We start from the raw sequence: 14,260 nt of genomic DNA, 5'->3' as shown, positions 1-14,260 counted from the left end.
TGCCGGAGGTGGAGAGGCAGGACGTGTATGCTCACCACGAAGAAATGGGTGAGTGGGAGCGTGTTCGTTACCGTGATAGTTTGTGGACGGATGATGGACGTGCTACGGGAGTTGTTTCCAGCAACGAAGAGTTCTACAACGTTATCCAGTACGGTGATATTTTAGAGACGGTTGGTGATGCTGTCGACCGGCACAGTGATCAGAACTTGGATGTGCGAGGCAGTGTTTCCTTGTCTCCTACAGCCCATAAGATGAGTGCTAAACTCGATTTTGACGGAGCAACAGTCTACGCATCCCAGGATGACCCGATCGACCTAGGATTGAAAGTGAGGAGTGGACACTCGGGTTTTCACGCGTTGAAGTACGACGTTGGTGCGGAGCGACAGGTCTGTAGTAATGGTATGATGGCTTTTGTCACCGACCTGCATTTCGAGCAGAGTCACAGTGAACAGTTCCAACCAGGATTGACGTACAACGCGGTTGACGCTGTCCTCGAATCGCCGGCAGAGATCGAACACAGGCTTTCGCAGGCCCAGAACCGGGAGCTGTTGAATCAGGATGAAGCATTACTGGTTCTCCTGGAGAATGGGGTTGGTGAGTACTTGGAGCAGCCTGTACCCGACCTACTCAATGCTCTTCAGGCTGAAGTTGCGGATCCGGATAATCCGACGTTGTGGGAGACGTATAACGCGGCTACACGAGCACTTACACACTACAGTGACGACTCTATCCCTGACTACGAACTGGACCACGGGTTCGAATCTGCCTCAAAACTACTTGAAAACGGGTACAGCGAGATACCTGATCCTGAATATTTGGGTCGGGAAACAGTAGAACGCCGTGTGCAACAACGGATTGACTCACAGGAAGACACTCAGTACTGGCAAGGCGAAGACGAATCCCTGAGAGAACTAATGCAGCAACACGAGATACAAGCGTAGAGTCTACTACTTATTTATTTAAATTTTAAACTGTTTAATTGTTTTACAGTTATGAGTGGGGAAGATGTTGTGAAGATGTCTCCGAAGGGGCAGTTGGTGGTTCCAAAGGAGATACGTGAAGAAGCGGGCTTTGAGCCGTCTGACCGGTTTATCGCTGTTTCAGTTGAAGATGGCGTGATGTTCAAGAAAATCGATTTTGACGTCCAGGAAGAGTATGACCGGTTGAGCGAGAAGGTTCAAAAACGGTTCAACGAGCAGGATATCAGCGAAGATGAGGTTGAGGATGCGGTAGAATGGGCACGCGGGTAGTACTGGATACTAATATCTTGATTTCGGCGCTTGGCTGGAATGGGAAACCAGAGCAGTGTCTTCAACTCGTGTTCGAGGATGAAATTGAGGCGTATGCGACTCAGGAGATGATTGATGAGTTTTCACAGGTTCTTGAATACGACAAGTTTCCCTTCACAGAGAAGGAGAAGCAGTCGTTTCTGGAGATAGTTGTCGCCGAGTTTGAGTTCGCAGATTCAAAGATCAACGTATCCGCTTCCGTTGATTCTGCCGATGATATCTTCTTGGAATGTGCGGCCGCAGTCGACGCAGACTACCTGATCTCCGGTGACTCCGATCTGCTCCAACTCAACGAATTCAGAGATATTCCAATACTGACAGCGGAAGAATTTCTCGGAGAACACGCTACCGACTAGAAAAAAAGCCTCTCAAACTTCATCTGAAATCAGGTATCTAAACATCTTCCTCAATTTGCCCTGTTGAACTTCGACTTACTATGACAGATTATGAGGAAGAAGAACCGCTCGCGTCTTGGGAGGCGGCTTTGCTTCCTGATTGGGAGTGGGAGGCTTACGACAAAGAAGAGGACGGCGTCTACTTCGGCCGGGTAAAATCTCCGAATACGTACGGGAACTGGGAGTACGGCTACTTCACCCAAAGCCAGTTGGAAACTGCGGGTGCTTACCGTACCGATCTAGATCCGGATGAGGAGGAGCCGTTGTTTCCGGACGGAGGTACTGTGGAAGACATAGTTGGAGTGTATGAGACTGAGCTCCAAGCACTACTTGAAACAGAATACGAAGAGGGTGATCCACGATCCGAGAGGTAGACGAACTGCTTGAAGAATATCAGGAAGAGAAACGGTTTGTTGAGGAGGAGAAGCCGTACTGGTTGAATCTTAGAGGCGGCACCACATTCTCCGGACCTCTCCGCTACGAACTGGAGAACTACTTTCCTGAAGCTCATTACCGGAAAGCCATACAAACAAAGGAAAAAGAGGAAGAAGGTGAGTTGTTGCCGGATGGCGGCACCCAGTACTACTGGAGCGGAGAACAAGGAGTACTCTACCACTCAGAGACAGGGGAAGACACGGTCGATCCGTTCTTCGGCTCTATAGAACAAGCCGAACGGTACTTGGAGAACCAAGCCGATCTCCACGGCCAAGAACAGTACGAAAACCTGGTACTGCGGAAATCCGGCAACCGAAAAGTAATGGAAGCTACCGAAGTCCTCACACAGCAAGCCGGGCTCGACCAATGGTGAAACACTAATAGAGGAAGAGAAATTGGTTGACGAGTTCGATAGGATCGCCATTCAATTTCAGGGATATATCCCCCCTTATTTGAAATTTCTCGGTCGAAACGGTCTAGGATTACCACAAGACTCCTCAGACATCGAAGTAGAGGATCTTTGAGATGCACGTATTCCTTCCTACTTTTTTAAACCTCTATCTGACTAATATGTTGTATGGGTCGTTTGTTACTGATTATTCTTCTTGCTGTTACAGTCCTAACCTCGGGTTGTGTGTCTAACTCTGTTTCTGATCCTGGAGGTAGTGAGGACGAACCAGAGCTGGAGGGACAGAAAATCGGTTTTGAAACTATTGATTTTAAGCAGAGTGATATGATTCCGGTTATTGAAGGCGGACTAATCTCGACAAGGTCGTATTATAACGGTAGTAGAGCCTTGTTAATCGAAAATCGTAGTCAACTTGTCTCACTGAATTATGACCGGATCGCTGAAGAAACTAACAACTCAACCTCAGAATCGATCCGAAATACAAATCTGCGAAATAAAACGATTCTGGTCGTACAAACTCGTTCAAGCAGTCAATGCTCACATCCAGTGAAAACAGTGGCTAAAGAGAACCAGACAATTACAATTGATATAGAGGAAAACTGCAGTGGAGGTAATAGTCTTTCTACGCTTACAATTGAAACACTGATTATAAAAATAAATGAAAGAACCCGGTTGGATCACTTCACGTTTGATATCAATATACAAGGTGGATTAAAAAATAAGGTGCCAGTTCATCCGGCTTCTTCAAAATAGCATTTTCTAAATACTTGGTGCTGGCCGGAGCACTAGGAAAAGCTTCCGTTTAATCCAAAGGCCGCACCAGAATTAAGTGTCAACAGATTAGCCTGTTTGCGTATGCGTGAAAGGGGCCTGTGTGCGCTCTTTTTGGCTTTAATGCTGGTGCTATCGACAGTTCCGGCACCGGTCGGAGGTACGGCGATCGCTGATCCGGGGAAATCAATTAACGATAACCATATTTCTGAAAGTAATACTGAATCCACAACAGCGGATAGTAATCCACCAGTAGAGAGTTCTAAATCAAATTCTACCGAACCCGATTCCAATAATAGTACGAAGACTCTGATGGGCAATCTAACCGAAGTTAACGAGCCAAAGAATGAGAGATTGACAGGTGCTTCTATAGCATCTACTTCTGAAGACTCTGAATCAAATTCGTACGTAATTCCCCTTCGTACAGGTAATGTGACTCCAAAAGAAGGCGTTCAAATAGAACAGGATAATATCTCTAACACGTCTTCAAATGATACTTACTGGACAATTCTACAGTTCTATGCAGACAAGCCAACAGACGCAATCAGTGAGCTTCGTAGTAAAGACGTTGTTTTCGTAGAAACAGTAACTGATGGAACATACTATGTTGCAATTCCTCCAGAAGAAATCAATTCAATAAATGAAATTCAATTTGTTCGTTCAATCATAGATATTAAACCAAAATGGAAGATATCTCCCTCATTGAATTCTACAATATCTAATGCTACTGGAGAGTATGAAGTGAGTATCAGAACTTTTGAGAGGTTATCCTATTCGAATTTAAGTCGTATTGACAATACCACCTATCGAGGCAGTCTAACTGTTTCTCAGATCAGACAGTTACAATCAATAAACAAGGTTGCGTGGATCGAAAAATACCAGGAACCAAATCCAAGCGTGGCCGAAGGACGCCGATTAGTTGGCGCCCACAAAGTTGATTCACAGTATGACGGGGAAGGAGTAAGAGTAGGTATAATTGACACCGGTATTGATTCCGATCATCCACATTTTTCCGGGATTAATATTATTGACTCCTATGATTGGGCAGGATGCGATGTAGATCCTGAGGCGCCGTATACAGGTATCGACAATGACCACGGAACTCACGTTGCTGGTACTGTCGCAGGCGAAGGAACTCACGAAGGTAGGACCCTAACCGGGGTTGCCCCCGAAGCTACACTAGTTATTTCGCGCATTTTCAACGATACTGGAGGGTTTGAGGTGAATAATTGCGGAAATATCATTGGACCAGGGTATGACGATCTATATAATAAAGTAGAACAGGCTGGTGCAACTATTATCAGCAATAGTTGGGGTCACGATAGTGGCGGTGGATATGATCAAGGGGCTCACTCTACTGATGAATGGGCTAATAATCACCCAGATACTCTTGTTCTGTTCTCTGGTGGGAATTATGGGGATGATTCCGAAGAGTATGGAATAGTTGAAAATGTCACGTCTCCTGGTTTGGCAAAGAATGCACTTACCGTTGGCTCATCGTTAGATGGCTCTTCTGAGTTCGAACCTTATGGTGTGGCTAGTCGGCTAGGGGAAGTATCTGATTCCAATAATCTTGATCTCCCCGTTGATGGACGGACTAAGCCGGATGTAGTTGCGCCTGGGGAGTATATTACGGCTCCTGTCGTTTCTCCACCTGGTGCCTCTGAATACGGGACGAAGGCTGGTTCGAGTATGGCGGCTCCGCACGTAGCTGGGGTAGCGGCAATGTACAAGCAGGCATATCCTGAGGCTGGAGCAGCTGAGATTAAGGCTGCAATTATTGGTACGACTCACCCAGTAAGAAATCGCCTAAATTATGCATCCGGATATGGTGGAACAAATGTTCACAACGCGATCTATAATAATAGCTATGAATCTACAGCGAACCGGTTCAGTGGTAGTTTAACGCGAGTGGCTGATGAGACGGATGTTTATAGTTTTTCAGTTTCGCCAAATGCAGAGAGAGTGGTTGTATCGACCACTTGGCTTGATCCAGAGTCGTCAATCAGTTCCTCTGACACATTGGTGAATGATATTGATGTTTGTGTGGGGCCTGTTGATGACCCAAGTAAGTATTGCGCAGACGGTGATACCAATAATGTGAGGAAAATAAGTATACAAGATCCAGAATCTACCGGGGATTGGCAAATCACCGTTGATGGAAACGGAATTGACCCTTTGCATCCAACTGAGAACTATGCAGGACTTGTTCGTGTTATTACAGAAGAAAGCACATTATCTGTTGATGTGCCGAGCGAAGTAATTGTAACCAAAGGTAACAATGTAACTCTACCTGTCACCGTTCAAGGTACAGGTGCACCTGTGGCTGCGGTTACAGGCGAAGTTTCATTTAATTCTGAATCTGAATTGGCGTTCAACGGCAGTGACCGAGATTTCAAAGTACTTCCAATCGGGGATCTAAGTAGTGGATACCAGAATCAGGCAGCTGCCGAAATTCAAACATCTGAAGATACCTCGTTAGGCAGCCATTCTCTGTCAGTTACCGTATCTGGAGTGGACAATGAGAGAGGCTCGATTTCAAAATCGGTCAACTTGAATGTGGTTGAATCGTCATCTCTCCAACCACCTTCAAATCCCAGCCCCACTGATGCCGCTTCAAATATTCCCACCGATAGTATCCTAGAATGGGAATCAAACAACCCGGATAGCGTATCTTATGATATATATTTAGAAAAAGGAGACCAGACACCGGCATTAGTTGCTGAAGATCAGTCTGATACCAGTTATGATCCTGCGGGTTTGGAAGCTGGGACCACATACTACTGGAAAATAGTTGCAGAAGATGGACAGGGTAATACAGTAGAAAGCAACCTGTGGAGCTTCACAACACGTGGTTCGGGAAGTGATTCGCCTTCAGCGCCTTCTAATCCGGTTCCTGAAAATGATTCAATCGGCTTCTCCGGAGATGTGACTTTGTCTTGGTCTGGATCCAGTAACAGTGACGTATCGTATAATGTGTACTTCGGGGCAAACTCTGATCCTGGATTTTATACGACAACTTCCTCTTCTGAGGTAACGGTTTCTGGACTTGATCGGGGTACAACGTACTATTGGAGAGTTGTTGCGGATGATGGTCAAACTACGAGTTCCAGCGGTGTCTGGACTTTCTCGACGAGTAGTGGAGATAGTTCGATCTCTATTTCGGATATTTCGTTCGAGAATGATGATCGGGATGGACCTATGGAGATCAAGGATAACCAGTTGGAGTTCGGGTATATGAATTATGTTGAGCACATTGACGGGGTGCAAGAGAGTGATTATGATCTCCGAGTTGTGAATGAGCGTGGTACGGTAATTGGCGTTGAAGAGGATAATGCCAATGAGGGAGAAGAATTTGCTACTGATTTGGAGTTGGAGGGAGGTGCATTATTCCGCGAGCCAGGAACATATACCGTTGATGCCATTGTCCGCCATTCGATCTCTGGGGATACTTTTGAGACATCAGCGACGGTTGATGTAGAGCATTCGCCGCCCGAGGATGAAATGTCTATACTTCCGATTGAGCCCCGTCCGTATGAAGAGGTCACACTTGATGTCTCGCACATAGAAGAGGATACGTGCGATACTGGAATAGAAGGCTACTCGTGGTATGTATACAAAGGAGACCCGGATGATGGTCAAGTCGACGTTATTAAGGAAGAACAGGGAAGCAGCCTGTCAAGTACTGATCTTCAATTAGAAGGTGCTGATGAGTACACAGTTACTGTCTCAGATACTGCAGATGTTGACGGGTGCGTTATTGATGAGACAACCCTCTATGTGGAAGATGATTTCGGCCCGGACCTAGATATTAATGGACTCAGTGTTCCTGACACAGGTTCAGCTGGCAATCCTGTTTCTGCGAGTGTTAGTATGGAGAACACTGGTTCAACACAGGCTAACTACATTATCCGGTTCAAAGCTGATGGGAATATCGTGGAGACAGAAACCTACCACGTTGATGCTGGCGAATCAGACGAGGAATCTGTCTCACTAAGTCTTACTGAGGGCGACCATACGATCTCTGCTGAAGTAATTGATGCAAGCAATGAGAGGCACGCTTTGAGCGAATCAATAACGATCAACCAAAACAACCCTCCCGAGGAACCATCTAATCCTTCACCTGGCGACGGAGCGGACTCTGTAGGCACAGATACCGTCCTACAATGGAGCGGTGATGATCCTGATGGAGATGCTGTCTCGTACGATGTATATCTGGAGAAAGGTGATCCAACTCCTGATGAACAAGTAGCTAGTGGCCAGTCACAGTCTTCCTACTCTCCAAGCAATTTAGAGAGAGGTTCAGTCTACTACTGGCAAATTGTAGCAACAGATGAGCACGGATTAACCACAAGGAGTCCTGTCTGGAGTTTCACAACAGTAGTTGGACCATCTGCGTCCTTTAGCTACTCGCCGCAAAGCCCATCCATTGGTTCTACTGTAAGCTTTGATGCATCTGAATCAGAAGATCCGTCCGGATCTATTGAATCATATGAGTGGGATTTTGATGGGGATGGAAGTATTGAGGCGACAGGTATCAGCCCAGATTATACATTCAATAGTGCAGGTGAAAAGGTAGTTTCACTGACTGTTACTGATAGTAGCGGGCTTGTCGACACTACCAGTTCTACAATTTCAGTACAAGAAGATGTAGATGAATCTGCACCCTCTATCTCTCTTTCAAAAACCGATGGAAGTGCTCTCAGAATTAATCTCACCTCCTCAGAGCCACTTTCCAGAATTAGCGTTGATCTAATCCGCGGCACAACAGTTGTAACGAATTTACGCAGAAGTGACTTTATTGAAAGAGACGTAGATAACCATACTTATACTTCAAATTATTCTGTTGATGGGTCAGGAGATTATACTGCAATCCTACGCACTGCGGAAGATTCAGGTGGAAATGATGGTGGATCTGGACAATCTGATACGATATCTATTCCTGACGATAGCGGAGACGACCGGGGAGATGGATCTTTAGTGGATATTGATGCAAGTGACTTGCCTGGGGGTGGTACGCGGGCTGATCCGTACCAGGTCTCGAACGCATCGGAACTACAGGCGATGGAAGATGACCCGAACGCGCATTATGAATTAGTTGCCGATATTGATGCCTCCAGAACTGCGCAGTGGGGTAATGAGCGTGGATTTGATCCCGTAAGTTCGTTCTCTGGATCGCTAGACGGAAACAATCATACAGTAACTGGACTTACGATCGAACGTCCGAATGAAAGTGGCATTGGACTCTTTAGCTATATTGAGTCAGCAACGATTGAATATGTCTCGCTTGCGCAACTCGGAGCAACTGGTTCAGAAGATGTAGGCGGACTCGCCGGTAGTGTTGGCAACAGCACAGTTCAGAATGTCGCAGTCTCTGGGAATGTACAGGGTAGTGGTTTCTCAGTGGGTGGACTCGCTGGAAATGCTTACGCCAACAGCGCGATTCAGGATGTGACAGCCTCTGGAAACGTTACCGGTTCTAACGATGTGGGCGGACTTGTCGGAAGCGTTGATAACAGTATGATCAAGAGTGCGATAGCCTCCGGAAACGTGACCGGATCCGGTAGCGTCGGGGGGCTTGTCGGAGAGGCTGAGGATAACAGCAGACTTCAGAATATCTCCGCATCTGGAACTGTGACTGGGTCTAGCTTTGTGGGTGGAATCGTCGGATTCAGTGCTAGCAACAGCACGATCAAGAGTGCGGCAGCGTCTGGCGATGTGAACGGATCTAGTTACTTCGTAGGGGGGCTTGTAGGAAAAGCTAGGGATAACGGCACGATTCAGAGCGCAACGGCATCGGGGAATGTGAACGGCTCTGACAATGTAGGTGGACTTGTAGGACGAATTATATACAATACTGCACTTAGGAACGTCACAGCATCCGGGAATGTAACTGGCTCCAGCGAAGTTGGAGGACTTGTCGGACAGAGTAGGTACAACAGCACAATCAAGAGTGCGACAGCCTCGGGAAATGTAATGGGCTTCGAGAATGATGTAGGTGGACTTGTCGGAGACACCATAGGCAACAGCACGATCAAGAGTGCGGCAGCGTCTGGCGATGTGAACGGTTCAGACTTTGTAGGCGGCTTAGTCGGGAGCTCTTACAGCAACAGCACGATCAAGAGTGCGGCAGCATCTGGAAATGTAACCGGCTCTTACTATGCTGTAGGCGGGCTTGTCGGCAATGCTGAAGGTAATAGCACACTTCGGAATATAACGGCGTCCGGCAACGTGGAGGGTATTGTTGGCTTGGGCGGACTTATTGGAGTTAGTGCCAGCTACAGCACGATTCAGAACGCCACAGCGTCCGGAAATGTAACTGGCACCTATTCTCTGGGCGGGTTAGTCGGAGATGCTAAGGATCATAGCTCACTTCAGAATGTATCGGCATCCGGGGATGTCAACGGTTCTTATTCTGTTGGCGGACTTGCTGGAGATGTTTATAACAACAGTACTCTCTATGATGGAAGAGCTTCTGGAAAAGTGACCGGAGTAGATAGAGTTGGTGGTCTTGTCGGCTCTACCTATGATAATGCTAATATAGAGTCATCCTATGCGACAGGGAATGTTTCCGGGACAGAACTCATCGGTGGTCTTGTCGGAAGTAACAATGAGAACAGTGCAGTAAAGTCCTCGTATGCGACTGGGAATGTTTCCGGGACAGAGGTCATAGGTGGGCTTGTCGGATACAATGACGGGAACGGTATAGTAACATCGTCAAATGCGTCAGGATACGTCAATGGTTCTGGGTGGGTGGGAGGACTTGTTGCGTATAATTCTGATAACACTACAGTAATAGCATCGTACGCTACAGGAAATGTCAATGGAACGTTCCAAGTAGGCGGACTGATCGGCAGGAACGATAATTTCAATTCACTTTCACAAGGAGGTAGAGTGACCTTATCATATGCGACTGGGAATGTTTCCGGAACATATTTCACTGGTGGCCTGATTGGAATTAATTCAGATAATGCAACAGTAGAGTCATCGTATTCGACAGGAAACGTCAACGGTTCCGAGGTAACCGGTGGTTTTGTCGGAAGCGCTGTTCACAACAGCACGATTCAGAATGTCACAGCGTCTGGTGATGTGACTGGTTCTACACAGGTTGGTGGGCTCGTCGGAGAAAATGAGAACGACAGCGTAATTCAAAGCGCGAAGGCGTCTGGAAATGTGACTGGTTCTACACAGGTTGGTGGGCTCGTTGGACGTAACCTCGGGGCCACAATCCGAGATTCATTCGCTGTTGGATATGTAACTGGAGACACTCAAGTCGGAGGATTGGTAGGTCGTAACTCTGGGACTGTTATGGATTCATACTGGGATGAACAAGCAACAGGTCAGACTACGTCCGCTGGGAGTGCGATCGGTTTAACGACGGCTGAAATGCAGGGATCGGCGGCAGCATCGAATATGAGCGGGCTTGACTTCGATAACATCTGGGTAACAAAACCGAGCGATTATCCAGTACTTGCGTGGGATATAGATACTGGTGGAGACAGCGATTCGCCCAAAGAGCTAGAACTAACCTATCCAGATGTTCTTTACACGATTTCAAATCCAAGAAAGGATCCAACGGTCATATCAAACCTTGTAGCAGTAGAATCAGACACAGAACTGGCCTTCGATAATGGGTCGAATTACCAGTTCGTATTCGTTCGAGAAGGACAACCTCAGTTCACCGCTTCAGTCACAGAATCCGTCACGATAGCAAACGATAGCGAGTTTGCGCTCTTGTTCTTCGGCTCACAGGGAGACCCAGTTTCTGGGAGTCCGAAACTCCATCGCTACACATCCACTGGCGTCGAAAAGTACAATTTGACGGTCGAAAGCGGGTCTATTCCGACCGAGCGCGGTCTCATAAACTATTCAATCAAATTACGTAGCGAAGATGGCGAAGCCGTCGCTGCGACGGCTTCGAGGCCTCTTATCTTCGGCTATGAAGGCGAACCGACGACATCGATTAACGACGATACTATCACTGTTTCGATGCCAAAACAGTTCTTCCCGCGAGATACAGAGGCTATCCTCAGGGTTTACGATACGGCCAAAACGTGGGAAGCGACACCTATACTAACCCGTACGCTACGCGTTGACAACAATACGGACTCGTTCCGAACGAATATCTCGCAGTCTGTACTTCCGGCGGGTGACTACGGATACGTTGTATCACTGGAGACGCCAAGTGGTGCAAGTCTAAATATCAGTACATCCTTCACTGATGACGCCCTTTCCGTCACTCCTGTCGAAAACGTCTCGAATATCGCGTCGTTCTCTGAGACGGTTAGGCTGGGTTCTGATCAAGTGGATGCGGATCTCGCCGGTCAAATCAGGGTTGAGAAATCTGTTGCAAGCAGTGACAAAACCTCTGTTGATGTTCTCCGTTCGTCGTCGACGAATTATTCGATCGCTATTTCTGCGCCTGATGATGCTGAGAATGTGACTTTCTATCTTCAGACTCAAGCGATATCTGCGTCACAGGATATCGACGATCTTACGATGTATCTTGATGGTGAGGAACAACCGTTTGTGGTCAACAAATCTGGTGGGCCGGGCCAGAGTTCTTGGGTTGCGTTCAATGTTCCGCATTTCTCTACTCGGACTGTCTCCTTTACCACTACCAGTAATTGGAGTCGGAGTTACGAGACTGATCAGGCAGCCACCTCCAGATTTGGAGAACTGATTAAAGCTGGTGACGGAGGAGTTGTACTTGCGGGTGTTACGGATGCTAATGTAAGCGACTCTGGGTCAGAGACTAATGTAACTGTTCTCAAAGCTGGGTCTGATGGAAATCGGGAATGGATTACTACTGCAGACCCTGGCTATGTTGACACGAGTAAGGATATTATTAGAACCAGTGACGGGGGTTTCGTCACTGTAGGTATAGATACGTTCGTCAAACTCGACAGCAACGGTAGTGTTGTTTGGCAGCGTGCCGACGATCTTTCTGGAGGTACCTACGAGGCTATTGTCGAAAGTGATGGTAGCGCTATGTTCTTAGCTGGTAATACTTGTTGTAGTGATGATCGTAAGTCGAGGTTTATCCGGACGGATTCAGGTGGGGTTGAGCAGTGGAACCGGACTCTGTCGATAACCAACGATTCGTACGGTGCGTTATCTTACAGTGGAGCAGGTCTGGGTGATGGAGCAGTGTTCAGTGTCGCAGGCTTCAATTCTGAGCCGACCTACCTGTACGCTCTCCAAGCTGATGGAAGCAAAAGGTGGGAACGGACCGTCCCCAATCTGTCTTCGCCGCAGCTACAAACACTGCCTGATGGGGATATCCTCGTTACCGGTACTAACGAGACGACTGGTTCGCTCCGGGTTGTCCGCGTCACTCCGAGTAACAACGTTGAGTGGGATCGTACCTACGATACTGGGCCGCCGATTGATGTAACGGTATTTGACGGAAACATTTCAGCTGTAACTGAGGACAAGGAGATTCTCAGGCTTTCAGATAGTGGAGATAGAATGGGGGTTGGCAATTACTCCGTTCCTGAGAACACTACAGTCTATTCTGCGGTTCAGACAGGGCTGGGAGAGTTCGTGCTGGGAGGTGATCAGGGTGCGACAGAAGCTGAAAGCCAGTTCTGGTTATCTAAGATCACTGTAAGTTCAACCAATACTACTACAGAAACGTCGCCAGAGGTCAGAAGTGCTGTGCAGTACAGGCAGGCGGATGGGTCTCCGGCGATCGAAGTAGCGTTCTCAGAACCGGTGCAGAATCTTAGCGGCAACTTTGAGTTGTACGCTGATGGGGCACAGATTGATACTACGAACACAACTGTGCAGATAGATGGTGGTCGTGCTGTCATCGAGCTTGATCAAGTTATCATCTCGGAGCTGACGCTCCGTCTTGAAGATGGTATTGTTAGTACCGAGGATGTGCCGTTGGATACTCCGCAGAACGTGTCTGTTACTCGGGCACCGGTTTCTGTCCACTCAGGCGATAATGTAGGCGTGTACAGAGGTTCAATACTTGCAGTTGTTACAGATACGGTTAACTCGGATGTGACGATCTCTCAGAATGGGACGCTGGTTCAGGAACTGTCGACGGGTAGTGATAGCCGGATCGCGTTGCTGGATACAGAGGCAGTTTCAACCGGTGATTATCAGGTCAGTGTCGCAGGGGTTGAAACCTCGACGTTCGAAGTGGCGCGGCTGGAGTTTGCGGCGTCGGTTGACTCTTCAACTGTGAATACGTCGGCGACACTTAGCGGTACAATTGAGTCGAACGTGGCTGCCCGGGAAATCCGTATTGGACTGGTCAATGAGTCCAGCAGCTCTGTTGCTGTGAGTCAAGTCTACACACTTGATGGACAAGGCGAAGCAGCGTTTAGTTTCGATCTTGCAGATACCGATATCTCTGCCGGTGATTATCAGATCCGGGTTACTGACCGCTTCACAGGGATACAGCGTCAAGTAGCATCGATAAACGTTACTTCGACTGACGGTGATTCGTCCGATGGTGGCGGCGGTACCGGTCCGGGTGGTGGAGGATCGGATGACGGTGAGATCTCTACGGAAATCACTGATCTAACTCTTACGCGGACCACGATAGATGAAGGCGATAGTGTTGGAGTGGAGGCTGTGGTCTACAATAATGGTACAGAAACGACAAACGCATCATATACTCTTGAAGTCTACCGCGACGGTACTCTACAGGAAGGTATTGGTTCTAGTAGCCAAGTAGATAATCTTGAACCGGGAGAGAACGCGACTCTCGTATATCTACCTACGTTTGAGGAACCAGGAGAGTACACCCTGATCGTTGGAGATCAACTTGCAACGCTGACCGTTCAGAATACTTCAACAACTACCACTACTACGGAAGAGCCGATTTCGACAACACCTGCAGAGACGACAGGATCGGAGGCACCGGGCTTCGGACCGTTAGCTACGATCATTGCGCTCGTAGGAGCTGCAGTATTGTTGTTTTCAAGAAGAGGATCGGTTTAAAA

Annotated in this window: 7 protein-coding genes; all 7 read left to right on the top strand. The window is 47.7% G+C overall.

All coding sequences use genetic code 11. The features are described 5' to 3' along the window. Positions 1-8: 8 nt before the first annotated feature. The 7 genes from OS889_RS03425 (at position 9) to OS889_RS03395 (ending at position 14,258) form a co-directional block, all read left to right on the top strand. Positions 9-941 (top strand): DUF932 domain-containing protein, encoded by a 933-nt coding sequence (locus OS889_RS03425; RefSeq protein WP_372387299.1) that lies wholly within the window; start codon positions 9-11, stop codon positions 939-941. 51 nt (positions 942-992) lie between these two features. After that, positions 993-1,250 carry an AbrB/MazE/SpoVT family DNA-binding domain-containing protein gene (locus tag OS889_RS03420; protein WP_372387297.1) on the top strand — a complete coding sequence of 86 codons (258 nt, stop codon included), beginning with the start codon at positions 993-995 and terminating at the stop codon, positions 1,248-1,250. Continuing rightward, complete coding sequence (locus tag OS889_RS03415) at positions 1,235-1,645, top strand: putative toxin-antitoxin system toxin component, PIN family (RefSeq protein WP_372387295.1); 411 nt, start codon at positions 1,235-1,237, stop codon at positions 1,643-1,645. The genes OS889_RS03420 and OS889_RS03415 overlap by 16 nt, the downstream gene beginning before the upstream one ends. An 80-nt stretch (positions 1,646-1,725) precedes the next feature. Next, on the top strand, positions 1,726-2,058 hold the full coding sequence (locus OS889_RS03410; RefSeq protein ID WP_372387293.1) for a hypothetical protein: 333 nt from the start codon (positions 1,726-1,728) through the stop codon (positions 2,056-2,058). Between the two features lie 62 nt (positions 2,059-2,120). Beyond that, a complete protein-coding gene (locus tag OS889_RS03405; RefSeq protein WP_372387290.1) occupies positions 2,121-2,492 on the top strand; it encodes a hypothetical protein in 372 nt (123 codons plus the stop codon). A gap of 204 nt (positions 2,493-2,696) precedes the next feature. Beyond that, positions 2,697-3,281: a hypothetical protein gene (locus OS889_RS03400; RefSeq protein WP_372387288.1), complete on the top strand. Its 585-nt coding sequence runs from the start codon at positions 2,697-2,699 to the stop codon at positions 3,279-3,281. Positions 3,282-3,383: 102 nt separating this feature from the next. Next, complete coding sequence (locus tag OS889_RS03395) at positions 3,384-14,258, top strand: GLUG motif-containing protein (RefSeq protein WP_372387286.1); 10,875 nt, start codon at positions 3,384-3,386, stop codon at positions 14,256-14,258. The last annotated feature ends 2 nt before the right edge of the window (positions 14,259-14,260 follow it).

Origin of the sequence: Halobellus sp. MBLA0158, from assembly GCF_041477585.1 — an archaeon.
In the GTDB taxonomy this organism is placed as follows: Archaea; Halobacteriota; Halobacteria; order Halobacteriales; family Haloferacaceae; genus Haloquadratum; species Haloquadratum rubicundus.
The sequence above is the reverse complement of the archived record's forward strand: the minus strand, read 5'-3'. Positions and strand labels throughout refer to the sequence as shown.